24 protein-coding genes and 1 pseudogene are annotated in these 24638 nt (G+C 70.3%); 10 read left to right on the top strand and 15 right to left on the bottom strand.

Going from position 1 to position 24638, the window contains the following annotated elements; all coding sequences use genetic code 11:
* Positions 1-105 precede the first annotated feature (105 nt).
* From J0695_RS01040 to J0695_RS01015, 6 genes are all read left to right on the top strand, one after another.
* On the top strand, positions 106-1404 hold the full coding sequence (locus J0695_RS01040) for an ABC transporter substrate-binding protein (RefSeq protein ID WP_206959158.1): 1299 nt from the start codon (positions 106-108) through the stop codon (positions 1402-1404).
* A complete protein-coding gene (locus tag J0695_RS01035; protein ID WP_307798341.1) occupies positions 1401-2348 on the top strand; it encodes a carbohydrate ABC transporter permease in 948 nt (315 codons plus the stop codon). Before J0695_RS01040 ends, J0695_RS01035 begins: the two co-directional genes overlap by 4 nt.
* Positions 2348-3181, top strand: a complete 834-nt coding sequence (locus tag J0695_RS01030; protein ID WP_206959148.1) for a carbohydrate ABC transporter permease — start codon at positions 2348-2350, stop codon at positions 3179-3181. The genes J0695_RS01035 and J0695_RS01030 overlap by 1 nt, the downstream gene beginning before the upstream one ends.
* A complete protein-coding gene (locus tag J0695_RS01025; RefSeq protein ID WP_206959146.1) occupies positions 3178-4485 on the top strand; it encodes a Gfo/Idh/MocA family protein in 1308 nt (435 codons plus the stop codon). Before J0695_RS01030 ends, J0695_RS01025 begins: the two co-directional genes overlap by 4 nt.
* A gap of 35 nt (positions 4486-4520) precedes the next feature.
* Positions 4521-5420, top strand: a complete 900-nt coding sequence (locus tag J0695_RS01020) for a DMT family transporter (RefSeq protein WP_242552054.1) — start codon at positions 4521-4523, stop codon at positions 5418-5420.
* A 67-nt stretch (positions 5421-5487) separates the two neighbouring features.
* Complete coding sequence (locus J0695_RS01015; protein ID WP_206959142.1) at positions 5488-5961, top strand: VOC family protein; 474 nt, start codon at positions 5488-5490, stop codon at positions 5959-5961.
* Here J0695_RS01015 and J0695_RS01010 read toward each other — a convergent pair.
* The 5 genes from J0695_RS01010 to J0695_RS00990 are packed head-to-tail and all read right to left on the bottom strand — an operon-like array spanning position 5939 to position 11377.
* Positions 5939-6424, bottom strand: coding sequence for a nucleotide triphosphate diphosphatase NUDT15 (locus tag J0695_RS01010; protein WP_206959140.1), 486 nt, complete (start codon positions 6422-6424; stop codon positions 5939-5941). The genes J0695_RS01015 and J0695_RS01010 overlap by 23 nt on opposite strands.
* Positions 6425-6442: 18 nt before the next feature.
* Entirely contained in the window at positions 6443-7276 is an 834-nt protein-coding gene (locus J0695_RS01005) for an N-formylglutamate amidohydrolase (RefSeq protein WP_206959138.1), read from the bottom strand.
* Positions 7276-8505 (bottom strand): NAD(P)/FAD-dependent oxidoreductase, encoded by a 1230-nt coding sequence (locus J0695_RS01000; protein ID WP_206959136.1) that lies wholly within the window; start codon positions 8503-8505, stop codon positions 7276-7278. Before J0695_RS01000 ends, J0695_RS01005 begins: the two co-directional genes overlap by 1 nt.
* A complete protein-coding gene (locus tag J0695_RS00995; protein WP_206959134.1) occupies positions 8502-9926 on the bottom strand; it encodes an FAD-dependent oxidoreductase in 1425 nt (474 codons plus the stop codon). Before J0695_RS00995 ends, J0695_RS01000 begins: the two co-directional genes overlap by 4 nt.
* Positions 9923-11377, bottom strand: coding sequence for an FGGY family carbohydrate kinase (locus tag J0695_RS00990; RefSeq protein WP_307798340.1), 1455 nt, complete (start codon positions 11375-11377; stop codon positions 9923-9925). The genes J0695_RS00995 and J0695_RS00990 overlap by 4 nt, the downstream gene beginning before the upstream one ends.
* 150 nt (positions 11378-11527) lie before the next feature.
* Here J0695_RS00990 and J0695_RS00985 point away from each other — a divergent pair, with 150 nt between their 5' ends.
* Positions 11528-12526, top strand: coding sequence for a hypothetical protein (locus J0695_RS00985; RefSeq protein ID WP_206959132.1), 999 nt, complete (start codon positions 11528-11530; stop codon positions 12524-12526).
* Between the two features lie 148 nt (positions 12527-12674).
* On the top strand, positions 12675-14099 hold the full coding sequence (locus J0695_RS00980) for an amino acid permease (protein ID WP_206959269.1): 1425 nt from the start codon (positions 12675-12677) through the stop codon (positions 14097-14099).
* A gap of 69 nt (positions 14100-14168) precedes the next feature.
* Here the strand turns inward: J0695_RS00980 and J0695_RS00975 are convergent, their stop codons facing one another.
* Both J0695_RS00975 and J0695_RS00970 read right to left on the bottom strand, forming a co-directional pair.
* Positions 14169-14429 (bottom strand): GlsB/YeaQ/YmgE family stress response membrane protein, encoded by a 261-nt coding sequence (locus tag J0695_RS00975; protein WP_206959130.1) that lies wholly within the window; start codon positions 14427-14429, stop codon positions 14169-14171.
* A gap of 194 nt (positions 14430-14623) precedes the next feature.
* Positions 14624-14848 carry a DUF7489 domain-containing protein gene (locus J0695_RS00970; RefSeq protein WP_206959127.1) on the bottom strand — a complete coding sequence of 75 codons (225 nt, stop codon included), beginning with the start codon at positions 14846-14848 and terminating at the stop codon, positions 14624-14626.
* A 112-nt stretch (positions 14849-14960) separates the two neighbouring features.
* On the opposite strand from J0695_RS00970, the gene J0695_RS00965 reads away from it, so the two are divergent.
* On the top strand, positions 14961-15146 hold the full coding sequence (locus tag J0695_RS00965) for an antitoxin (RefSeq protein WP_206959124.1): 186 nt from the start codon (positions 14961-14963) through the stop codon (positions 15144-15146).
* A gap of 93 nt (positions 15147-15239) precedes the next feature.
* Here J0695_RS00965 and J0695_RS00960 read toward each other — a convergent pair whose 3' ends face one another.
* The 5 genes and pseudogenes from J0695_RS00960 to J0695_RS00940 all read right to left on the bottom strand — a co-directional run bounded on the left by J0695_RS00960 (position 15240) and on the right by J0695_RS00940 (position 19509).
* Positions 15240-16031: an ABC transporter permease gene (locus J0695_RS00960; protein WP_206959122.1), complete on the bottom strand. Its 792-nt coding sequence runs from the start codon at positions 16029-16031 to the stop codon at positions 15240-15242.
* Positions 16028-17029 (bottom strand): ATP-binding cassette domain-containing protein, encoded by a 1002-nt coding sequence (locus J0695_RS00955; protein ID WP_206959119.1) that lies wholly within the window; start codon positions 17027-17029, stop codon positions 16028-16030. The genes J0695_RS00960 and J0695_RS00955 overlap by 4 nt, the downstream gene beginning before the upstream one ends.
* 68 nt (positions 17030-17097) lie before the next feature.
* A pseudogene (locus J0695_RS00950) lies at positions 17098-17940 on the bottom strand (DUF4097 family beta strand repeat-containing protein).
* Between the two features lie 85 nt (positions 17941-18025).
* Positions 18026-18544, bottom strand: a complete 519-nt coding sequence (locus J0695_RS00945) for a toxin-antitoxin system HicB family antitoxin (protein WP_206959107.1) — start codon at positions 18542-18544, stop codon at positions 18026-18028.
* 200 nt (positions 18545-18744) lie between these two features.
* On the bottom strand, positions 18745-19509 hold the full coding sequence (locus J0695_RS00940) for an SDR family NAD(P)-dependent oxidoreductase (protein WP_372445679.1): 765 nt from the start codon (positions 19507-19509) through the stop codon (positions 18745-18747).
* Positions 19510-19640: 131 nt separating this feature from the next.
* Here J0695_RS00940 and J0695_RS00935 point away from each other — a divergent pair, with 131 nt between their 5' ends.
* Positions 19641-20231 (top strand): TetR/AcrR family transcriptional regulator, encoded by a 591-nt coding sequence (locus J0695_RS00935; RefSeq protein WP_307798336.1) that lies wholly within the window; start codon positions 19641-19643, stop codon positions 20229-20231.
* Between the two features lie 22 nt (positions 20232-20253).
* Here the strand turns inward: J0695_RS00935 and J0695_RS00930 are convergent, their stop codons facing one another.
* The 3 genes from J0695_RS00930 to J0695_RS00920 all read right to left on the bottom strand — a co-directional run bounded on the left by J0695_RS00930 (position 20254) and on the right by J0695_RS00920 (position 24472).
* Entirely contained in the window at positions 20254-20766 is a 513-nt protein-coding gene (locus tag J0695_RS00930) for an HD domain-containing protein (RefSeq protein ID WP_206959101.1), read from the bottom strand.
* 37 nt (positions 20767-20803) lie between these two features.
* The gene (locus tag J0695_RS00925; RefSeq protein ID WP_206959099.1) at positions 20804-21691 is read right to left on the bottom strand and encodes a DUF8832 domain-containing protein; all 888 of its coding nucleotides are present in this window, start codon (positions 21689-21691) and stop codon (positions 20804-20806) included.
* A gap of 159 nt (positions 21692-21850) precedes the next feature.
* Positions 21851-24472 (bottom strand): glycoside hydrolase family 3 protein, encoded by a 2622-nt coding sequence (locus tag J0695_RS00920; protein ID WP_206959098.1) that lies wholly within the window; start codon positions 24470-24472, stop codon positions 21851-21853.
* Positions 24473-24638: the final 166 nt, after the last annotated feature.

The following is a 24638-nucleotide window of genomic DNA, read 5'->3' as shown; positions in this document are numbered from 1 at the left end:
CTTGACTCCACTCGGCGGTGGGCTGCACCATCAGCCCGTTGTTATTTCAGAAGGTACCAAAAATAATCCCTGGCACTGCCAACCTTCCGAACCGAGGACTACCACGTGAACCGCATCGCGCGCCTAGCTGTCCCGCTAACTGCCCTCACTCTGGCCGCTGTCGGCTGCTCGCCGGCCGGCACCGACGCCGGGAGCAGCGGCGCCGGCGGGAAGAAGGAGATCACCTTCCTCACCTTCGAGACGCCCAACCTGGACGCCGCGTACTGGGACGCCGCCATCGCGCGGGCCGAGGCGAAGGTCCCGGGCCTCAAGGTCAAGAAGCTGGTGGCCCCCAGCACCGACCGCACCGGATACGCCAAGCAGCTGCTGGCCTCCGGGCAGTTCCCCGACGTGATGATCTCCGTCTCCCCCGTGGGCTTCGCCGAGTCCGGGCAGATGGCCCCGTGGACGGACAAGGAACTCGCGCAGTACACCTTCCCGCACTCCAATCCCATCGGCGGCAAGGTCTATCAGCTGCCGTACAACACCCAGCCGACACCGCTGGTGTACTACAGCAAGAAGCTCTTCGCCGAGGCGGACATCACGGCGCCCCCCAGGACGTACCAGGAGCTGCTCGACGACTCGGCGAAGCTGAAGAGCAAGGGCATCGACCCCTTCGTGGTCGGTGGCGGCGGCAAGGACACCTTCGCTTCCTCGTACCTCTGGACGGCCCTGGTCGGCACCGATGTGTACAAGCAGACGCCGGACTGGATGGCACAACGGCGCGCGGGCAAGGTCGCGTTCAACGACGCCGGCTTCAAGGGCGCGACGGACAAGTTCGTCCAGCTGGTGAAGAAGGGGTACGTCGACAAAGCGGGCCTCTCCCGCGACTACGCCAACACCGAGAAGGCCTTCCTCGGCGGCAAGGGCGCCATGTACCCGATGGGCACCTGGTTCGCCACCGCGGGCGACAAGAGCGCCATGAAGGACGACATCGGCGTGTTCGCCTTCCCGACGGACGACGGCAGCCTCTCCGTGCCCTCGTACACCGGCGGCGGCATGTCCGTGTCGGCGAAGTCCAAGAACCTCAAGGAGGCGAAGGAGTTCGCGCTCGCCTTCCAGCAGGACAAGGCCAACCTCGACGCGGTCGTCAAGAGCGACGGCGCGATCATCGCCATGAAGGGCTACACCCCGCCGGCCGGCATGGGCCCCGTCTACGACGCCACCGTGAAGGTGTACGACGCCGCCGTTCAGGCCAAGGGCGTCACCAACGCCTTCCTCGTCGAGACCGGGGACGACGCACTTCTGCCCGGCCTGGTCGAGAAGTCGTACGCACTCGCCCAGGACGTCATCGCGGGCCGCAAGGACGCCGACGCGGCCACCAAGGCGCTCGACGAGGACTGGAAGAAGGCCGCCACCCAGTGAGCCTCGTCAAGGAGAGGGCGGGCATCCGCACGGACGCTCCGCCCCGCACCCCGCCAGGCACCCGCCGCGGCGCGCTGCCCCGGCTGTGGCACTTCCTCGGATTCGGCGCGCCGGGGCTGCTCGTCTACGCCTGTTTCGTGCTGGCCCCGATCGCGCTGAGCGTCGGCTACAGCTTCACCAACGCCAACCAGTTCGTGCCCCGTACCCGCTTCGTGGGCCTGGACAACTACACCAGGCTCCTCACCGACCAGGAGTTCCTCACCGCGTTGAAGGTGACGACGATCCTCACCCTCATCGTGGTGATCGTCCCCAATGTGCTGGGTCTGGCGGTCGCCGTACTGCTCGACCGGCGCGGCTGGTTCTACAACGCCCTGCGCGGTGTGTTCTTCGTTCCCGTCGTGCTCAGTTCGGTCGTCGTCTCGGTCGTCTGGCAGGCCATGCTCACCGACGACGGCCTGGTCAACACGGCGTTGCGCGCGATGGGCGTGCACTCGCCGCCCGGCTGGCTCTCCGACCCGGACATCGCCCTGTACTCGGTCGGCTTCATCATCAGCTGGCAGATGCTCGGCTTCTGCGCGGTGGTCTATCTGGCGGGACTCCAAAGCGTCCCGCAGGAGTTGCACGAGGCCGCCGCGATCGACGGCGCAGGACCCTGGCTGCGCTTCCGCAAGGTCACCTGGCCGATGCTCGCGCCCGCGCTCACCATCAACACGGTGATGCTGCTGATCACCGGCTTCAAGGCGTACGACCACATCCAGGTCCTCACCGGCGGCGGCCCGGGCACCGGCACCACCGCCACACTCGCCTTCTCCGTGATCCAGACCGGCTTCACCGCCAACCGCACCGGCGAGGCCTCCGCGATGGCCCTGCTGATGCTGGTGATCGTCGCCGTCGTCTCCAGCGTCGCGCTGCGCTTCCTCCAGCGCCGTGAGGTGGACTTCTGATGCAGGACCGTCAACGCACCCCGTGGCTGCGGCCCGTGGTGGCGCTCGCCGTCACCGCCGCCTTCTTCCTCCCCCTCTATCTCGTCCTCGCCAATGTCTTCAAGCCGGGCGAGGACATCTCCGGCCACCCCGCTTCCCTGCCGTGGCCACCCACCCTGGACAACCTCTCCCAGGCGCTGTCCAGGCCCGACCGGCTCTTCTGGAACGGCCTGATCAACAGCGTCACGATCACCCTGCTGTCGATCGTGCTGCTCACGGTCCTCTCGGCGATGCTCGGCCACTATCTGTGCCGCAGCCGCAGCAGGACCGCCCGGATCACGATGCTCGTGCTGCTCGCCGGGCTGATGATCCCGCCGCAGGTGATCCTCGTACCGGTCACCGACATCCTCCAGCTCACCGGGATGATGGCCACCCTGCAGGGCATCGTCGCCTTCAACGTCGGCTACTACGTGCCCTTCGGCGTGTTCGTCTTCTCCGGTTTCATCCGCACCATCCCCCTGGAGCTGGAGGAGTCCGCGTCGCTGGACGGCGCGGGCCGCTGGCGCGTGTTCTGGCAGATCGTCTTCCCGCTGCTGCGCCCCGCCACCGCCAGCGTGCTGATCTTCCTCGGTGTGTGGATCTGGAACGACTTCCTCAACCCGCTGATCATTCTCGGCCCGGCCGGCGGCACCACCGTGACCGTCGGCGTCTACCGGGCGATCGGCGAACACCAGCAGAACTACGGGCAGGTCTTCGGCCTGATGTTCCTCGCCGCCCTGCCCGTACTGATCTTCTACATCGCCCTCCAGAAGCACTTCGTCAAGGGCCTCACCGGAGGAGCCGTCAAGGGATGACCGTGACCGCACAGCAGTTCAGCAATCTCCGCACCCATCCGGGCCTCCCCCTCGCCCGCCCCCTCACCATCGCGCTCGCCGGTGCGGGCGCACGCGGCACCGGCTACGCCTCCCTCGCGACCGCCTCGTCAACACCCGTACAGCTGACGGCGGTTGCCGAGCCGCGGACCGCCCGCCGTGACGAACTCGCGGAGCGGTACGGCATCCCGGCCGGGCAGCGCTTCGACGACTGGCGCGAGCTGGCCGCGCTCCCCCGCCTCGCGGACGCGGTGATCATCGCCGTACAGGACGCCCAGCATCTGGAGGCCGCCGAGGCCTTCGCCGCACGCGGGTACGACATCCTCCTCGAGAAGCCGATGGCGCTCAGCGCCGACGAGTGCGACCGCATCGCCGCCGCCACCGAGGCGGCCCGGGTCTCCCTGACCGTCTGCCACGTGCTGCGCTACTCGCCCTACAGCGTGCGGCTCAAGGCGCTCGTGGACTCCGGGCGCATCGGGGACCTGGTGGGCATCGAGCACCTGGAGCCGATCGGCTACTGGCATTACGCGCATTCGTACGTCCGAGGGAACTGGCGCCGCGAGGACCTGGCCAGCTTCACCCTGCTCACCAAGTCCTGCCACGACATCGACTGGCTCGGCCATCTCGTCGGCCGCCCGGTCACCGCCGTCTCCTCCTTCGGCTCGCTCCACCACTTCCGCCCCGAGAACGCTCCTGAAGGCGCCGGCGAGCGCTGTGTCTCCTGCGCCGTCGAACCCGACTGCCCCTACTCGGCACGCAAGCTCTACCAGGTGGGACTGCGCGAGGGCGGCGTCAAGCGCTACTTCACCAGGATCGCCTCCGACGAGCTGACCGAGGAGGCGGTCGGGAAGGCCATCGCCGAGGGCCCGTACGGCCGCTGCGTGTACCGCAGCGACAACGACGTCGTCGACCACCAGGTGGTCAGCCTCCAGTACGAGGGCGGCGCCACCGTCGCCTTCACCCTCTCCGCCTTCACCCCGCAGGAGAACCGCCACACCAAGATCTTCGGCACCGGCGGCCAGATCACCGGGGACGGCCGCACCATCGAGATCTACGACTTCGCCACCGACGAACGCACCGTCATCGACACCGACAACGGCGGAGCCTCGGCGGCCGAGGGCCACGGCGGAGGGGACGCGGGGCTCGTCGAGGCTTTCGTACGCGCCCATCACGAAGGCCGCCCCGACCTGCTCCTTTCCGGCGCCGAGGAGAGCCGCGACAGCCATCGTGTGGTCTTCGCGGCCGAACGGGCGCGGCGCACCGGCCACGTCGTCCGGCTGCCGTGAGGGAGCGCGGCGCACGCTCCCGGGCCGTGCCCGCGATGGCGGTGTGCCTGGTGGCGCTGCTCGCGGGGACCTGGCTCCTCTCGGGTGCGCTGGTCGCCGGCACCGCACCGCTCGCGGTGGCGGCGGGCCGCACCGCCGTCTGCTGCCTGACGCTGACCGCCGTCGCCGCCTCGACCGCGTCCGGACGCGCGGATCTGCGCCGGGCGGCGGCCCGCCCCGGCACGGTGTGGCTCCTGGGACTGCTCGGCTTCGCCGGGTACGCGGCGGGCACCCTGCTCGCGATACCGCGGATCGGGACCTCGCTCACCAATCTGGTGGTGGCGCTGATGCCGTGCTTCGCGGTGGCCATCGGGGCGCTCTTCTTCGGGGAGCGGTCCGGTGCGCGGCAGATGGGCGGGGCGGCACTGGCCGCCGCGGCAGCGGCCGGGTACGCGGCGCTCGGCGCGGACGCGGGCGACCTGGACCCGGTAGGGCTGCTGCTCGCGGCCGCCGCGACCGCCGGGTTCGCGGTCTACGGCTTCCTGTACCGGGGCAGGCTGTCCGGTCTGCCGCCGCTCGCGGTCCTTCCCGTACTCCTGGGCGCGGCGAGCGCGGTGCTTCTGCCGATGGCGCTGCCCTCGCTCCTCTCGGATCCGCCGACCGCGGCCCAGGCCTGGGGCATCGTGCTGCTCGGTGCGGTGATCTACGCGCCCGCCTACCTGGTCCAGCACCGGCTCATCCTGCGTACAGGACCCGTCTTCACCGCGGCGGTGCAACTTGCCGTCCCTTTCACCGTGCGCCTCGGCGACTGGTCGCTCGGGACCGCTCCGCCGCCCTCCGCCGCCGAGGTGGCCCTGCTCGCGGTGTGCTGCGCCGGCATCGCGCTCGTCACCCTTCCGGCCCGTCGTGCGAAGAGCGGGATACGGGCTCAGGATGGTCTTGCCGAAGGCCGATGAGTTCCGGTGGCCGCGCCGGTCCACCCTTCGGAAGCAACCGCGCGCCACCTCCCGAGGAGGACACCTCATGCAGAAGATCACGCCAACCCTGTGGTTCGACGACCAGGCCGAGGAAGCAGCACGCTTCTACACATCCCTCTTCAAGAACTCCCGGATCGTCGAGGCGAACCACTACGGCGACAGCGGTCCCGGCAAACCGGGTTCGGTCATGGTCGTCACGTTCGAGCTCGACGGGCAGCGCTACTCCGCCTTCAACGGCGGACCGGAGTTCCGCTTCACCGAGGCCATCTCGCTGTACGTCGACTGTTCCTCCCAGGAGGAGGTCGACGATCTGTGGTCCAGGCTGACGGCCGACGGCGGCCAGGAGAGCCAGTGCGGCTGGCTCAAGGACAAGTTCGGGCTGTCCTGGCAGATCATCCCCAAGGAGCTGACCGACCTGCTCTCCGACCCGGACGGGGCCAAGGCCGGCCGGGTCATGCAGGCCATGATGGGCATGGGGAAGATCGAGGTCCAGGCGCTCAGGGAAGCGGCGGCGGGCTGACCACGCGGTAGCGGTGGGTCCCGGACCCGGCCTGTGCGGCCCGTCCCGGCCAGAGGCAGTCCAGTACGGCGGCGGACGGCCCGAAGAGCTCGGCCGGGATCGCGTCCGGCGCGAACCACTCCCACCGCTCGATCTTGTCCGGCTCCATGACCCGGGCGGTCCCTGCCGCGTACGGGGTCCGTGCGGCGGCGGTCACCCGGGGCACCCCGCCGCGGCTGTCCAGGAGCACGGCGAGGATCTCGACTCCGGCCGCTTCGGCGCGCATGCCGGTCTCCTCGGCGAGCTCCCGTACGGCCGCGTCCGCGAAGCCCTCGCCCGCGTCGACCTTCCCGCCGGGCAGCTCCCAGCGCCCGTCGTGGCTACGTCCCAGCAGGATGCGGCCGTCGTCGCGGGTGACGACGAGGCCGACGCCGGTGAGGCTGTTCGGTACGGGGAAGCGCCGCTCGGCGCGCTCGGCCTTCACTTCGCGCTCACTTCGCGCTCACTTCGCGCTCTCGCCATGGACCAGTGCGGCGACCGCCTCGGCCAGTGCCTTGAGGCCCGGACCCGGCTGCCCGCCCGGTTCGCTCATATAGAGGTCGCGCCGGATCTCGATCATCAGGGCGCTCACCCGCCGGTCCTTGCCGTAGTGCTTCAGGGGTACGTAGGTGCCGGCGAAGGGGGTGTTCACGGCGGTCACGCCGAGCGGAGCGAAGGCTTCTCGCGCGCGGGCGAGCAGCCCGTCGGGGGTATGGAAGGGGTCGGTGCCGAGGCAGACGGGAGGGCGCGGGCCATCGCCGTGGAGTTCGTAGGGCAGGGGCTCGGTCGGGTACGAGTGGACGTCGATCACCACCGCCCGGCCCGCGGACGCCAGCCGCTCGTCGACCGCCCGCGTGATCGCGGCCGCATAGGGGTGGAAGTAGGCCTCGATCAGGGGTTGTTCGTCCGTCTCCGGCGCGCGAAGCCTTTCGCGGTGGGTGGTGTGCGTATAGACCGCTCCCATGCCGACCGCCCGCATCTCCTCCCGTTCGTCGGGGAACCGCTCCGGGTCGACGACCAGGCGCGACAGCCGGTTGACGAACTGCCAGGGGGTGAGTGGGACCGATGCGGCCGCTTCTGCCGCGATCTCGGCGGTGTGCGCGTCGGTGATGTGGTCCAGTTCGAGGCCGAGGGCCACGTCGTCCAGCACGATGGAGCGCCGCACCGCGGCGGGCAGGGCGCGTGCGGAGTGCGGCACATGCAGGATGACGGGTGATGCGGCAGCGCCCGCGATCAGTTCGAAGGGCGGTCGGGACACCTCGCCCGCCGCAAGTCCCGTCGGACCCGTCCGCCCCATCAGATGCTCCTCTGCTCCGCCGTGAAGATCACTGTGCCACCTCGGGGATCGACTGCGCCCACCCAGCTCCCGGAGACGGCGAAGGACCGGTTCGGCACGGCGGTGTGCGCGAGTCTCTGCCGGTGCAGGATCCGGCCGTCCTGGTGGACGACCAGGTGCGGCCTCACCAGGAACCGCGTGGTGCGCAGCAGGAAGCGGCCGTACGGGGGCGGGGGCCCGCCCGGGGTGATGCGCTGCGGCGCCACCCAGCCCAGCGGGTCTTCGGTCCGTACGGGAATCTGCTCCGCGGGCCAGGGCGCACCCTCCAGGTGGCGCAGTACGGCGGCCGCGGCGAGCCCGCCCTCCCGGGCGGCGTACAGCGCCGGTTCGGCGCCGTGGAGAAGATTTCCGGCGGCGAAGACGCCGGGCTCTGCGGTGCGGAAGGCGGAGTCGACCGCAGGGCCCCGGGTGCCGGGATCCAGCAGTACGCCGCCGCGCCGGGCCAGTTCGTGGTCGGGGACGAAGTCGCCGGTGAAGACGACGGTGTCGCAGGCGATCACCGCCCGTCTGCCGTCCGCGTGCCGCACCACGATCCCCGACAGCCTTTCCCTGCCCAGGAGTTCGGCGACGGTCGCGTCGGTGAGCAGGGGTACCCGGCGGCGCAGACGGGTGTCGGCGGCGTCGGTGACGGCCGCCTGGTGGCGCGGCAGTCCAGTGATCATCGCGGCGATCTCGACGCCCGCGCCCAGCAGCGTACGGACGGCCGAGTAGGCCACCGGTTCCGCGCCGATCACCACCGCACGGGTGCCGGGGCTGCGGCCGTGGAGGTGGACGGTCTGCTGGAGCTCGCCCGTGGTGAACACCCCGGCGGGTCTGCTGCCGGGCACCAGCCGTGCGCTGCGCGGGCGTTCCCGCGCACCGGTGGCGAGGACGACGGCGCGGGCGGTGATGCGTTCCAGCCCCTGCGCGCTCGTGGTGTCGAGAGTGAGCGGTCCGGCCCAGCCGGTGACCGTGACCGAGGTACGCAGCCGGGCGCCGGCCCGCGCGGCCTCGCCGGTCAGCTTGCGGACATACTGCGGGCCGGTGCGCTGCCCGAACCCGCCGTGGTGGCAGTGGCGCGGGATGCCGCCGGCCCGGGCCTCGCGCTCCAGGACCTCCACTTCGCCCGCGTCGGCCAGCCGGGCCGCGGTGGCGAGACCCGCGGGTCCTGCGCCGACGACCAGGACGTCGACGGTGCGCTCGCTTCTCATCCCCGCTGCACCTCCGCACGCTCGTCGAAGAGTTCCCGGACTTCGGCCCCGCAGTAGAAACCCTGGCAGCGGCCTCCCCTGGCACGGGTGCGCCGTCGCAGTCCGTCGAGCGAGCCGGGTGGGACCGGTCCGGCGAGGGCGTCGCGGATCTCGCCGCGGGTCACCCGTTCACAGTGGCAGACCAGGACGCCGTACTCGGGGTCGGCCGCGATGAGTTCGGCGCGCTGATACGGGCGCGGGAACGCCTCGCCGAGGTTGGGCATGCGCACGGGTTCCAGGTCGCGGGGCTCTCCCAGGCCGAGGCCTGCCCCGGCGAGCAGTTCGGTGACGTACGCGGCGATCGCCATCGAGGCGGTGAGTCCGGTGGACCGGATTCCGCCTACCGTGATGTACCGCTGTCCGGGGTGGGCGCGGATCTGGAAGTCGTCGTGCTCCGTGGCGGCGCGCAGTCCCGCGTAGACCGCGGTGACCTCCTCGTCGATGAGCCCGGGGACGATACGGCGGCCCTTCTCGCGCAGGACGGCGATTCCCCCGGCGGTCGAACCGGTCGCGGCCTTGTCGTCCAGGTCCTCGGCGGTGGGGCCGAGCAGCACGTTTCCGTACACCGTCGGCGCGACCAGGACGCCCTTGCCGAGCGCCGTGGGCACGGGCAGCAGGATGTGGCGGACCAGATCGCGCGCGAACTTGTCGAAGACGATGAGCTGGCCGCGGCGCGGAGTGACGGTGAAGTCGTCGTGCCCGAGCGCGCGGTCGACGGTGTCCGAGTGAAGTCCGGCCGCGTTGACGAGGTAGCGGGTGCGCACCGTCCCGCGGGAGGTGCGCAGACTGTGCCCGTCCCCCTCTCCGTCCGGCGTACGACTGACGTCGTGCAGGCGGCAGTTGAGGTGCAGGTCGACGCCCGCGCGGACCGCTTGGGTCGCGTACGAGAGCGTGGTCGTCCAGGGGCAGATGATGCTCTCGCCCGGGACGTCGAGTGCGGCGAGGGCGCCGGGGCCCAGGTGCGGTTCGCGGCGGTACACCTCGTCGGCGCCGATGATCCGTGCGTCCGGACAGCCGTTGCGTCCGGCCTTCTCCGCCAGTGCGGGGAGCGCGGCGCGCTGCTCCTCGTCCCAGGCGACCAGCAGCGCGCCGACGGGTTCGACGGGGATGCCCGACTCGGTCGCGTACGCGGCCAGGCGCCGCTGTCCTTCCCGTACGAGACGGGATTCCAGGGATCCGGGCACGGCGTCGAAACCGGTGTGCAGGATCGCCGTGTTGGCCTTGGACGTGGCGTCGCCCACGTCGTTCGCGGCCTCGACGACTGCTGTGCGCAGCGGGTGGCGGGCGAGCTCCCGCGCGATGGCCGTGCCCACCACACCGGCCCCGACGACCACGACGTCGTACGTCCCGTCCGGCAGTTCACCGGCGGTGGTGACGGTCATGAGGCGGCGGGCCTGCGGTCGAGCAGGGCGGCCACCTCGGCGCGGAAGACGCCGAGGCGCTCGGCTGCCTGCCCTGCGCTGATCCAGGGTTCGTAGACGGCGGACGGCTCACCGGTCCGCAGGACCGCCCGCAGGGGGAGGCCCGGGTTCAGTCCGAGGCGGGTGACGGCGGCCACGCCGAGTGCGGTCGTGTCGGGCAACTCCGAGACTTCGACCGGGATTTGGAGCAGATCCGCCTGCGTCTGCATCAGCAGGGCCGAGCGGGTCAGACCGCCGTCCACTCGCAGTACGGACAGCGGCGCGCCCAGGTCACCCACGGCCGCGGCGGCCACCTCCGCGACCTGGGCCGCTATGCCCTCGCAGAGGGCCCGCACCAGATGCCCGCGTGTGGTGTCCAGGCCGAGGCCGGTCACCGAGCCGCGCAGATCGCCCCGCCACCAGGGCGCGGCGAGTCCGGCGAGTGCGGGGACGAAGGTGACGCCGCCCGAGTCGGTTTCGGCGGAGCCGACCGGGTCGATGTCCTGGGCGCCGGAGATCACGCCGAGGTCGGCGAGCCAGCCTACGGCGGACGCGGCGGTGTAGACCTGCCCGTCGAGGCAGTAGCTGGTCTCGCCCGCGAGCCGCCAGGCCACGCAGCTGACGAGCCCGTTGCTGGAGCGGAGCGGACGGGCACCCGTCTGGGCGAGGAGGAACGCACCTGTTCCGTAGGTGCACTTGGCGGTGCCCGGCGCCGTGACGTCCTGGGCGAGAAGTGCGGCCTGCTGGTCGACGAGGAGGCCGGTGAGCGGTATCTCGGGACCGAAGGCGCTGGTGGTGCCGAAGTGTCCCGCCGCGTCGACGACCTCCGGCAGCCGCTCGTCCGCGAGCCCGAAGATGTCGAGTGCGCGGGGCGACCACGCGGCCTCGTCGAGGTCGAGCAGCTGGGTGCGTCCTGCGGTCGACGCATCGGTGACATAGGCGCCGGTGAGCTGATGGACCAGCCAGACGTCGCTGGTGGTGACCGTCCCCTCCCGGGTGAGGGAGCGGCGTATCCAGGCCATCTTGGGTGCGGCGAAGTACGGGTCGAGCGGCAGCCCGGTCAGCTCGCGCAACTCCGCGTCGTACGCGGCGAGTTCGGAGCAGAGTGGTCCGGCTCTGCGGTCCTGCCAGACGATCGCGTCCGTCAGCGGCCGCCCGGTCGCGGGGTCCCAGGCGAGGACCGTCTCTCCCTGGTTGGCCAGACCCACAGCCGCCACCGGTTCACCTGCCGCCGCCAGTGCCTGGCGCCCCGCGTCGACGACGGAGGAGAGCAGCGCGGCCGGGTCCACCTCGACCAGTCCACCGGGGCGGTGACGGGGGCGCACCTCTGCCGCGCCGGTGCCGATCACGCCGCGTTCGGGGCAGACGACCAGCGCCTTCGTACCGGAGGTGCCTTGGTCGATCGCCAGTACCGGGCCGTCGTTCGTGATCACTGCGGCAGCCTGCTACACGGCCGTCGCCGACGTCAAGGGTTACTGACACACCATCAATTTCCCAAATTTGGCTCAGAGTTGCATAAGATCAGCAACGCTCCGCGAGAACCGGAGCGTCCGCCTCTATCGCTCTTCCCCCAAAGGAGCCAGGTGTTAGCACGTCCGGTGTATCACCCGGCCGGCCACGACGACGGATTGCGCAACGCGCTTCAGGATCTCAGGACCGGCCGCTGGCGGTCCATGCGCGATCTGCTCGCCGACACCCCCGGCTGGTCACTGTGGACGCAGCGCACCCAGGTCCTGGCGGCCGCGGCCGCGGGCACGGACGTGGTGCAGATGTGGCGGAGCGAGGAGCCGCGCAGCGCCGACGCCGCCGTCATGCACACCCGGGTCCTGGTGGAACGGACCCTGCGCGCCCACCGCGCGGGCCACCGGAGTACGGACAGCCTGTGGCGCGAGGCCTGGCAGGCGTGCCAGATCGCCGCCGAGGCGACGCCCCAGGACCCTGTGCCGTGGGTGTGCCAGCTGGCGCTGTCGCAGCTCGACGAGCGGCAGCAGTGGGAGGAGCACCGGCAGGCACCCCCGGAGCAGATGCTGTTCCCCGGCCCCTGGGGTCTGCTGGCCGAGGCCGACAAGCGTGACCCGTACAACCGCGAGGCCTACCACCGCATGCTGCAGTTCACCTACGCGCGCAGACCTGGTGGGCATCTGTCAGAAGCGGTCGGTTTCGTCCATTGGGCAGCCGCCCAGGCGCCCGAGGGCTCCGCGCTCCTGGTGCTGCCTCTGTACGTACGGGTCGAGCGGTACCTCAGGGAGGGCGGCCGCGAGAAGGCCCTCGACCTGCACTGGGTCGCGGAGGACGCCACCCGGGAGACGCTGCGTGCCCTGCACGGCTGGTTCGACCGCTCGCCGCCGGCCGCCAACTCGCTGCTCGACCTCAGCCATCTGGCGCACGCCCTGTGGGGATCGCTCCAATTCCCGGACGCGGTACGGGTGTTCGACGCGCTCGGCCCGTACTTCACCCCCGCCCCCTGGTCTCACCGTACCCACGACCCCGGCGATCCGGACCTGGCCGCGGAGACGTACGTCCAGGCGCGCGCCCGCTGCATGTCCGCTCCCCGCGGTCCGGGTCCCGGCCCCCAGAACTGAACCACCACCGTCCCCGTCCCTCACCCCTGGAGGCACTTCCGTGTCGCGTACCACCACCTGGTCGAGCACCGGTACCGGTAACCCACCGCAGCAGGACGAGGAAGCGCGCCTGCGGGAACTCGGCTACCAGCCCGTCCTGGCCCGCCGTATGGGCAGTTTCGGCAACTTCGCGATAAGTTTCTCCGTCATATCCGTGCTCTCGGGATGCATGACGCTGTACGGATTCGGGCTCGGCACCGGCGGTCCCGCCGTGATGCTGTGGGGCTGGGCGGGCGTCGGCTTGTTCGTGCTGTTCGTCGGCCTGGCACTGGCCGAGGTCACCAGCGCGTACCCCACGTCGGGGGCGCTCTACTACATGGCCGACCGGCTCGGCGGCCGCCGCTGGGGCTGGTACACCGGCTGGCTGAATCTGCTCGGGCTGCTGGGCGCGATCGCCGGAATCGACTACGGCGCGGCCCTGTTCACGGGCGCCTTCCTTAACCTGCAGTTCGGATTCGTCCCCACACCCGGCTCGACCATGCTCATCTTCATGGGCATCCTGCTGCTGCACGCCGTGCTGAACCTCTTCGGCGTACAGCTGGTCAGCGTGCTCAACTCGATCAGCGTGTGGTGGCACCTGGCAGGTGTCGCGGTGATCGTCGGCGTCCTGGCCATCGTCCCCGACCACCACCAGTCGGCGTCGTTCGTCTTCACCCACTTCGCCAACGACACCGGCTGGTCGAACCCGCTGTACGTGGCCGCGATCGGCCTCCTGCTGGCCCAGTACACCTTCTGCGGTTACGACGCCTCGGCCCACCTGTCGGAGGAGACGTCCAACGCCTCGGTGTCGGCGGCCAAGGGCATCGTCCGCTCCATCTGGGTCTCCTGGATCGCCGGCTTCGTCCTCCTCGCCGGGCTGACCTTCGCCATCCAGAACTACGCCGGCACCCAGAACAGCGACACCGGTGTCCCGCCGGCCCAGATCTTCATCGACGCACTCGGCACCGGCGGCGCCACCGCCCTGCTGCTGGTCGTCATCGTGGCGCAGCTCTTCTGCGGCAACGCCGAGGTGGCCGCGGCGAGCCGGATGGTCTTCGCCTTCAGCCGCGACAACGCACTGCCGGGCTCCAAGCTGTGGCGCAAGGTCAGCAGCCGCACCCAGACACCGGTCAACGCGGTCTGGCTCTCGGTCGGTTTCGCCGGCGTGCTCGCCCTGCCGTCGCTGTACTCGGCGACCGCGTACGGCGCGGTGACCGCCATCAACGTCATCGGCATCACGCCCGCGTACGCCATCCCGATCTATCTGAAGCTGCGCGCCGGCGACCGTTTCCAGCCCGGCCCCTGGAACCTGGGCCGCTGGAGCAAGCCGATCGGCTGGGTGGCCGTGGTGTGGGTGGCCCTGGTCACCGTGCTCTTCTGCCTCCCCCAGAAGTCACCGGTGAACATCGACTCGATGAACTACGCGGTGATCGCGCTGGCGGCCGTACTCGTACTGGCCAGCATCTGGTGGTACGTCGCCCGGAACAGGTACAGCACCCCGGCCGCCTACGGATCGGACCGCGAGCAGACCGAGATCGCGGAGGGCATTGTCTGAACCCCTGTCAGGGGCCGTCGTACTGACGGCCCCTGACGGTCAGTCGCCTGTTTTCTTCTCTGTCTGCTGTCAGCGCGACTTGGCGCGGTCGAGACCGGCGACGCCGAGTGCGGCGAGCCCGATCTGGATCAGCCACTCGATCCAGTCGACACCGTTCGTGTCGTCGACGCCGGTGGCATGCGCGATGACGCTGCCGATCAGCGCCGCCACGATGCCGATCAGGATCGTCCACAGGATGCCGATCCGCTGACGCCCCGGGACGACGAGCCGTCCCAGTACGCCGATGACGACGCCGATCACAATCGCACTGAGAAGGCCCGAGATCTCCATGATCGCCTCTTTCGGCAGGGATATGTACCGCCAGTGTGCGACTGACCGATACCCCGGGAAACGGGCGCTACTCCGGGTCGCGGTCCGACTTGGCGCATCCCGGAGCCACTCGCTGGTTCTCGCGGGGCGTAGCCGCAGGTGGGATCGGCCCAGGCACCAACACGGGCGACTGCATCGGTGTCGGCGGCATTGACCTACTGCTTTGTGGGGGCGGCGTTGCCGGGCTGCTTGATGAGACGATCGCCGACCTCCAGCGTCTCCCAGAGCGCCTTGTCGACGCGGAACTTCTTGGTCTGGCCCTCGGTCAGTTCCACTTTGATGTAGTGGTACATGTTCGAGCCGTCGGGAATGTTGCGGCTCTTGTCGACGATGGCGCCCCGCCAGGAGTCCTCTGGCTTGATTCGCTTCGAATTGAACATATTCACACCCTATGTGTCGGACAGCGCCCGCCCCCGGGAGGATCGCCCCGGATGCGGAGTGGCGGGGAAAGGGGGGATCCTGTGGTGTGGGGGCTGTTCTAGGAGGAGCACCATGGCCATGTTGGACAAGCTCAAGCAGATGCTCAAGGGCCACGAGGACAAGGCGGGCCAGGGAATCGACAAGGCCGGCGACTTCGTGGACGAGAAGACCCAGGGCAAATACAGCAGCCAGGTCGACACCGCCCAGGAAAAGCTCAAGCAGCAGCTGGGATCAGAGCAGGACCCGCCCAAGTCGTAACCGAAACGGCCCCCCTGCAGCGCCGCGCACGCCGATCTCTGCGAAGGGTGCGCGGCGGGGTGCGGGCAGGACAGTACCCCCGAGAAACCGGCGCTACTCCGGGTCGCGGTCGAACAGTGACCTGGACCAGAAGTAGCCGAGCACGGCCAGCCCAAGGCACCAGACGACGGCCAGCCACCCGTTGTTGCCGATCTCGGTGCCGAGCAGCAGCCCGCGCAGGGTCTCGATGGCCGGAGTGAACGGCTGGTACTCGGCAATCGGCTGGAACCAGCCCGGCATCGCGTCGACCGGTACGAAGGCGCTGGAGATGAGCGGCAGGATCATCAGCGGCATGGCGCTGTTACTTGCCGCCTCGGCGTTCGGGCTGGACAGGCCCATCCCGACCGCGATCCAGGTCAGCGCCAGGGCTACGAGCGTCAACAGCCCCAGCGCCAGGATCCACTCCAGAGCGGTGGCGTCCGTCGACCGGAAGCCGATGGCCACGGCGACGGCGCCGACGAGGACCACGCTGGCGATGCACTGGAGCACGCTGCCCACGACGTGCCCGATGAGCACGGAACCGCGGTGGATCGCCAGCGTACGGAAGCGGGCGATGATCCCCTCGTTCATGTCGCTGGAGACGGATACCGCGCTGCCGATGGTGGTGCCGCCGATGGTCAGCATCAGGATGCCGGGGACGAGATACGCGATGTAGTCGGACCGGTCCGCCCCGCCGCCCCCGATGCCGGCGCTCATCACATCTCCGAAGATGTAGACGAAGAGCAGCAACAGCATGACCGGCGTGAGCAGCAGATTGAGCGTCAGGGACGGGTAGCGCCGCGCGTGCAGCAGATTTCGCCGCAGCATCGTGGACGAGTCGCGCACCGCGAGGGAAAGGGAGCTCATCGGACGGTCTCCTTGGGCTGGGCGGGGACGTCGGTGCTGCCGGTCAGGGCGAAGAACACGTCGTCGAGGTCGGGGGTGTGCACGGTCAGTTCGTCCGCCGCGATGTCGCAGGCATCCAGCCAGTCGAGGATGGAACGCAGTTCGCGCTGGCTGCCGCCGCTGGGGATGGTCAGGGCCAGCGCCTCGTCGTCCCTGGTGACTTCGCGCAGGGCGACCGCGGCGGACTGGTAGGAGGCAGGGTCGTCGAACCGGAGCCGGACGTGTCCGCCGGGGATGAGCCGTTTCAGCTCGTCCGCCGTCCCCTCGGCGGCGATCTTCCCGTCGTTGAGTACGGCGATGCGGTCGGCGAGTTCGTCGGCCTCTTCCAGGTACTGGGTGGTGAGGAAGACGGTCACGCCGTCGGCGACGAGCTCGCGGATGATCTGCCACATGTTGTGGCGGGAGCGCGGGTCGAGTCCGGTGGTCGGCTCGTCCAGAAAGATGATCCGCGGGCCTCCGACCAGCGTCATCGCGAGATCGAGGCGGCGCTTCATACCGCCGGAGTAGCTGGAGGCAGGCTTATTGGCAGCGTCGACGAGGTCGAAGCGCTCCAGCAGCTCGGCGGTGACGCGCCGCCCCTCACGCTTGGACAGGTGGTGCAGGTCCGCCATGAGGAGCATGTTCTCCTCGCCGGTGATCAGCCCGTCGACCGCAGAGAACTGTCCGGTGACACCGATCGCCGCCCGTACGGCCTGCGGGGCGACGGCCAGGTCGTGGCCTGCTACCTGGACCTGCCCGCCGTCGGCGGTGATGAGCGTGGAGAGGATCTTCACGGCGGTGGTCTTCCCGGCGCCGTTCGGCCCGAGCAGCGCGAACACCGACCCGGCCGGGATGCGCAGATCGACGCCGTCGAGGACGGTCTTGTCGCCGTACGACTTGCGCAGACCGACGGCGGAGACGGCGGCAGGCGACGGGTGACCGTCGTGCTTGATAGACATGGGCATGACAGAAGAAGGCATGGGGCCCTCCCGTTCGGGGGGATGAAGTGGCTGGCGGGGTGAGCGAGTCGAGACGGGCGCTTCCGGGGTCAGACCTTGGCGCGGCGGATGTCGATGTTGCCGTACCGGGTGCGGGCGCGGACCTCGACGGTGTCCTCGGTCTTCCCCGGGGTCTCGGACGCGGTGAGCGTGTTGCGCACCTGCCCGGAGCCCGAGTGGACATCGAGCCAGGCGGCCGTGCCCTCGCGGACGCCGACCTGGATGGCGCCGTACGAGGTCTCCAACTGGACGGTGCCGCGGGCCACTTCGTCTACGCGCAGGGTGCCGTGAGAGGTGACGGCGGTGACCGAGCCCTCGGCGCGCCGGATCTCGATGTCTCCGTTTGCGCCACGCACCCGCAGCTCGCCGGTCGCGGCGCCGACGGTCGTGGTGCCGTGCGAGTTCTTCAGGACGGCCGGACCGTCGACGAGGCCGACGCGCAGACTGCCGGAGCTGGTGGTGATCTCGGCCCTGCCCTCCACCCGGTCCACGGTGATCGAGCCGTGCGACGCGATCAGCTACAGCGGGCCGGTCGTGTCGAGGCGGACATCGCCGGACGAGGTCTTCACGCGGACCTCGCCGAGCCGGCCCTCACCGAGCACCTGGGCCCAGGCGCCGGTCATGTCGATGCGCGAGCCCGTGGGCAGTTCGACCGTCACATCGACCGTGCCGGTGCGGCCGAACAGATTGGGCTTGGGCGTCCTGACAGTCAGTGCGCCGCCGGCGTACGTCACCTGGGTCTGGTCGGCCGCTCGTACGTCCTGGTCCCGCTTCGGGTCGCGGGGCCGCACCTCGACGACGGTGTCGAGGCGGTCGCCCGCGCTGAACCCGATGGAACCGGCCTCCACGTATGTCGTGGCCGAGATCGGTTCGGGAGTGTCGAAAGTAGGCATGGCTGTCCCGTCCTCTTGGGTCTACAGGGCGTCCCCGCTGGTGGGACGTGGTGTGGGTGAAGTGGTGCGAGGGGCGGGAGTGCGGCTAGCGCACCCAGCCCGTAAAGCTCTGCCCGAGGGTCTGGGCCCTCTCCGGCGTACGCGGCCGGATGTCACCGTCGACCGCGGCCGACACGGCGCGCACCAGCCACGCGTTGACCGACAGACCCTCGCGGGCCGCGGCCTCCTCGGCACGGGACTTGAGGTGGGTCGGCAGACGCAGGTTGACGCGGGCGGTGCCACCCTCGTCGCCGTCGGCCGGGGCCGAGGTCTTGAGCGATTCGGTGGGCGGAGCCGGCTCCTCGCGGGCGCCGCCGTCGGTGGGCGGCAGCGTCACCACGAAGTCGGGGTCGAGCCCGCGCAGCCGTACATCGACCGAGCCGGGGGCGAGCTCGCGGGTGATCTCGTCCGTCGCGGCGGAGAGCACATTGAGCATGGCCAGCCGGGTCGCCGACCCCAGTGGAGCGGTGAGCCTCTCCGCCAGCTCACGGGCTTCGTCACCGCCGGCTTCGGCGGCCACCGCGAGTTCGCGGCGGAGCTTGTCGATATACGGAGTGAGGTCCATGACGTCATGATGGCACCACAGTGGTGCCACTTGCAAGCCATACGGCGACATCCTCGCCGTCGGCATCCGGTTCGACCACTCTGACCTGCGAAGACACGTGGCACTCAGCTGAGCGACCATGGCGCGCCACGCACGCCCATGCACCTCTGCAGCGCGAAATGGCACCGAGTGGCGCCACTCGGCACCAACCGGCTCCGGCCTCAGACGCGCGGACCGAGGAACAGGCCACCGCTTGCGTCGATCACTTGGCCGGTGATCCAGCGCGCAGCGTCGGAGGCGAGGAACGCGACCACGTCGGCGACATCGTCGGGCGCGCCCAGCCGATCGAGCGCCGTCGTCCCCGCGATGAACTCGGCCAGGCCCGGCGCCTCGAAGTACGAACCGTTGGTCGCCGTACGGGTGGCCCCGGGGGCCACCGCGTTCACCGTGATCCCGCGCACCCCGAGCTCGTTGGCCAGAGTCATGCTCATCGTCTCGACCGCCCCCTTCGTCATGGCGAAGGACGTCTGGCCGGGGTTCGCCATCCTGGTCGCCACTGACGAGATCGTGACAATGCGGCCGCCGTCGCGGAACAGCGGCAATGCGCGCTGGACGATGAAGTACGGCGCCCGCACGTTCACGGCGAAGAGATGGTCGAACTCCGCCCGCGTCGTGACACCCAGCGGGCCTGCGGGTGCGGCAGCCGCGTTGTTCACGAGGATGTCGAGCGGGCGTCCGGCCAGGCGCGCCTCGACTCCCGCGAAGAGTGTCTCGACGTCGCCGTCGACACCCAGCTCCGCCCCGACGGCGAACGCCGCTCCCCCGGCACGTCCGATCTCGTCGACCGTCGCCGCCGCACCACCCTCGTCCGTTCCGAAGTGCACGATGACCACCGCCCCCCTCGCCGCCAGCCGGACCGCGATCGCCTGCCCTATCCCGCGCGACGCCCCGGTCACCAGCGCCGTCCTGCCCGTCAGATCCGACAGATCGCCCATGTCCGCCACCCCATACCGTTAGCCGCTACCAATCTGGTAGTCACTACCAATACGATAGGGTCTACCACATGCCCGATCAGCACTCAACCTTGCGAGCACAACGGAGAGCCGAGACGCAGCGCGTGATCCAGGCGCACGCGGTACGGCTCTTCACCGGGCACGGATACGACGCCACGACCGTGGCCGACGTCGCCGAAGCCGCAGGTGTGTCACCCATGACCGTCTATCGGCACTTCCCCACGAAAGAGGACCTCGTCCTCGTCGACCAGCACGCCAGGCTCGTCGCCGAGCGGATCGCCGCGTCCTCCGCCGCGCAGCCACTGGTCCGGCGCATCGGCAGCGCGCTCATCGACGCGGCCACGACATTGACCAGTGGCGGCAGCGGGAACAGCGGGGACAGCCCGACCACGAACGAGCAGTTCCTGCTCGCCCGGCTGCGGCTCATGATCTCGACGCCGGCCCTGCGGGCCAGGCATCTGGACAACAACTACGCGCTGCAGCAGGCGATCGTCGACGCCCTCGGGGACGGTGCCACCGATTCCGACACGGCATTCCGCACCCAAGCGGCGGCGAGCGCCTGCCTGGCCGCCATGCACACGGCATTGGTCCGCTGGTCCGAGGACGACGGAAGGACCGATCTGCCCGACGTGATCGCGAAGGCGCTCGCCGCCGCCTTCGGCGAAGGCGTCCTCGGCACCGGCCCTGACGCGTGACGAAGCGCCAGGACCACGGCCGTCACCCGGCCAGCCGCTCCCGGAGCTCGGTCAGCAGCGCGGGGTTGACGATCGCGATGATGGATTCGACCTGCGCAGGGTCGGCCGCCGCCCAGAGGACATCGCGCGCGGCACGGTACTTCGCGGCAAGGCGGTCACGCTCTGCCGCCGGGAGCTGAGCAGCACGCTCGGGGATGCTGTTGTGCGCGTTGTCGGCGATCTTGACGAGCGTGGCGTCGCGGCTACGGGTGATGCGCCGGATCTTCTCCTCGTACGACATGTCTCGCTGATTGGTGACGGCTTGGACGATGCCGACGACATGGTCCGGTACGCCGACGGAGCGGAGTCTTCCGGCCGTCCAGTCCGTGTCCTCGACGATGTCGTGCAGCAGCCCGGCCATCTCCAGGTCCGGGCCGAAGTGCGCCAGCCCGGCGGCGACCGCTCGCACATGGTCGGCGTACGGGACGCCGATCTTGTCGAGCTGCCCCGCATGCGCAGCGCCGACGAGCGCGTCGACCTCCACCACCGTCTTCACTGGCCGCCTCCTCGATATCGGGCCCCGCGGCCGACTGCTACCCCGCCGCCCGCACCGTAAATGCGGCGGTACGGACCTTCCCCTCGTGCTGGAAGTCCAGGAACAGCCGGTAGACACCTGCACTCGGCGCGGTCGCCGTGAACGACACCACGGGTCCCGGTCCCCCGTCGTTCGGGTGGACATGAAGATAGGCGAGATCCCCGGAGCGCAGGGCGACCAGATGCCCGTACGCGCCCAGATAGGGCTGAAGATCCGTGACCGGCCTGCCGTCCTTCCGTACCGTCAGCCTCAGCTCTCCCGCCCGGCCCGAGTGCAGGGCGCCCGAGAGAGCGACCTGGTAGCCGTCGACCCCGGCGGTGGCGCGGACGGGTGGCAGGGGTGCCGGGCTCGCCTCGCCCGAGACCGTGAGCCCGGTGCCGAGCGTGTGCCCCTCGGCACCCTCGGCCGCCGGCGTGAAGTCGGCGAAGACCCGGTAGGCACCGGCCTTCGGCAGGCGCACCGGGGTCGACCAGGTGCCGTCGGCGGCGCGCACGGGGTGCAGATGGCGGAATTCGGTGAGATCGCGCGAGGCGACGATGAAGTGCAGCTCCTTGCCGTGCTCGCGCCGGTACGCGGTGACATTGCGGCCGTCCTCGCCTTTGACGGCGAACCGGATCTCGCCGGGCACGCCCGCGGCGACCGAGGGCTTGTCCAGAGCCAGGGTGTAACCGCCCTCCGAGCTCTTGAGCCCGGTGGCCGGAGCACCTCCGCCGGCGGCCTGTCCGTCATGCCCGCCGTGCTCGCCACCGGCGTCGTGACCGCCCTGGGCGCTGTTTCCCCGGTCCGTCGCGACCACGGGGTCGACAGCCTGGCCCACCCCGTAGGCCGTGCCGAAGGTGGCGGCGACGGCGGCGGCAAAAGCGGTGATCTTCAGTCCGGTGTTCATGACGAACCCTCTGCTCCTCGGAGTGGCTTCCGACACCGGACACTATACCCCTAGGGGGTATCTGGTCCACGGTCCTGCGCCCCGGGGAGGCGGATGGGCCTGCCTGTTCCCGTACGGAACACAGCAGACCCATCCGCCCCCACCGCCACTACCGGCGGCTCAGTGCCCGTGCGACCCGCCCGTCGTCCCCGTGAGGCGGATGTCCCGCGAGGAGGCGCCCACGTACACCGGGCGCTCACCCCTGGCCCGAACCCAGCGGCCACGCACCGTGTCCCAGTACGAAAGCTGCCGCTCACTGATGCGTGCGGTGACCCGGCGGGACTCCCCCGGGTCCAGCTCGACGCGCTCGAAGCCTGCGAGCGACTTCACCGCCATCTCCACGGGTGCGCCGTGCGCCGCGCCCAGGTACACCTGCGGCACCTCGGCCCCGGACCTGCGCCCGCGGTTGGTGACCGTGAAGGACACCGCGAGACCGTCACCGTCCCGGCGCACGGAGAGCCGCCCGTACCCGAACTCCGTGTAGGACAGGCCGTGCCCGAAGGGGAAGAGCGGCTCGGTGCCTGCCTTGTCGAAGCCCCGGTAGCCGGTGAAGATCCCTTCGCTGTACGTCACCACCTCGTTGACGCCCAGGTAGCGCTCCGGGTGCCCGGGGGCGTGCGCCGGGTGGTCGGTGAGCTGCTTCGGGTACGTGACCGTGAGCCGCCCGCTCGGATTTGCGCGCCCCAGCAGCAGGTCGGCCGTGGCCCAGCCGCCCTCCTGGCCCACGTAACCGGCCCGCAGGATCGTGCCGATCTGCCGCCGCCAGGGCATGGTGTTGGGGGTTCCTGTGTTCAGGACGAGGACCGTGCGCGGGTTGGCCGCGGCCACCGCGGCGATCAGTTCGTCCTGGTGGTCGGGGAGCGCGAGGCTGCCGGTCTCGCTCGCGCCGCCGAAGGACCCGCCCGCGCCGTTGTACGCGAACACCACCGGCGTGTGCACCGTGCGGGCCAGGGCGGCGGCCTCCCGGATGTTGGCCGCACGCTCCTCCGGGGTGACCCAGGCGAAGCGGACCTGTACGGGGCCGCGGTCCGCGGTGCCCGCCGCCCAGCCGGTCGCGGTGATCTTCAGCGCGTACGTCCTGCCACCTGTGAGCTGCAGCGACGTCCGGCCGTTGTCGAGCCCGTCGGTGGTGGGCACGATGCTGCTCCACTTGCGGACGAAGCTGTCGCGCGAGGTGGCCGCGGTGACGATCTGGGTCCCGTCGAGCGACAGGCCGAGGGCGGCGCCCCAGCCCTGTACGGACAGGGCGTACTCGCCGGTGGTCGGCGGAGTGAAGTCACCGGTCCAGGTCTCGGTCGAGCCGGTGGCGAATGCTCTGCCGCCGGTGAAGTCGACGGCACGGTCGGGGACTTGGGCCCCCGTGCCCGACGTACGGGTGAGGCCCGAGGGGAACGCGGAGGCGGGCACGGCCGTGCCGGTGAGGTCGAGTCCGGCCGCGTAACGGATGTGCGCGTCATGGCCCGCGGTCCGCCGCAAGGCGTCGAGCGGACCGACCATGCGCTCCTCGAAGCCGTACGCCCGCTCCCCCGAGGCCGATATCGCGACCTGGGCCGCGGTCGGGCCGATGAGGGCGAGATCGCGGAGCGCGGTCCGGCTCAGCGGCAGGCCACCGTCATTGGCGAGCAGCACCGCGCCCTGTGTGGCGACTGCACGGGCGACGCGCGCCCCGGCCTCGACGTCGACGTTCCCGCGGGCGTGCACCCGGGTGGAATCGAGCATTCCGAAGGCGTCGTACTGGCCGAGGATGCGGCCGACAGCGGTGTCGAGCGCCGCCTGCGGGACCGTGCCGGCGGCGATCGCGGCCTTGAGCGCGGTGCCGAAGTAGCCGGCGTCGGGCATCTGCATGTCGAGGCCGGCGTCGATGGAGACGCTGTGGGTGGCGCCCCAGTCCGAGGTGACGAATCCGTCGAAGCCCAGTTCACCGCGGAGGATACCGGTGAGGGTGGTCTTGTTCTCGGAGTTCCACTGGCCGTTGAGATGGTTGTACGCGGCCATCACGGAGGCGACTCCGGCGCGTACCACCGCTTCCCAGGCAGGGAGATAGATCTCGTGGAGGGTGCGGTCGTCGACCCGGAAGTCGTAGGCGCCCTTGCCGGTGGTGAAGTCGCCGTTCTGCCCCACGGACTGATTGTTGGCGAGGAAGTGCTTGGCCTGGGCGAGCATGCCCTGCGCCTGTACGCCCTCGACCTGTGCGACGCCGATCAGTGCGTTGAGGTACGGATCCTCGCCCGCCTGGTCCTTGTTGCGGCTGAACAGCGGGGTGCGGGAGAGCTCGATCTGCGGGGCCAGCAGGACGTCCATGCCGAGCGTGCGGCCCTCGCGCCCCATGACCGCGCCGTAATCGCGGGCGAGGTGGGGGTTGAAGGTGGCGCCGAGCGTGGAGACCGGCGGCAGTCCGGTCGCCGACCTCGCGACATTGACACCCGCCGGTCCGTCGGTCAGCCGCAGTTCGGGGATGCCCAGGCGCTCGACGCCCGGCAGATAGCCGGCCTGGCCGAGTCTCTGCGGGTCGGTCGCGCCGTGGACCAGGGATATCTTCTCGTCGATGGTGAGCCGGGTGAGCAGCTTGCGCACCCGGTTCGAGGTGCGGACGGGCCCTGCGGCCGCCGCGACTGCCGGTGAGGCCGTGGCGAGCGGACCTGCTGCGGCCAGGAAGGCGAAAGCGGCTGCGGTGCCGCCGAGTTGCTTGAAGAGATCACGTCGGCTCGTACGGGGTGTGGCGTCGTTCGGTGCGGCAGGCATGACGAGGAGACCTCCGGAGAAGGAGTCGCCGCGCAGCACGCGGTGCGGGCTCCGTCGCCCGCGCGGCTTAAGGATCCGGGTCCCGCAACCCGGACAGAACTTGAACTGGTCACACGTGTAAATACGGTGTTACGAGGTGTGAGTCTTGGTCGCCCGCAGCATTCCG

Source organism: Streptomyces beijiangensis, assembly GCF_017315755.1.
GTDB lineage: Bacteria > Actinomycetota > Actinomycetes > Streptomycetales > Streptomycetaceae > Streptomyces > Streptomyces beijiangensis.
This window is presented reverse-complemented; position numbering and strand designations above follow the sequence as displayed.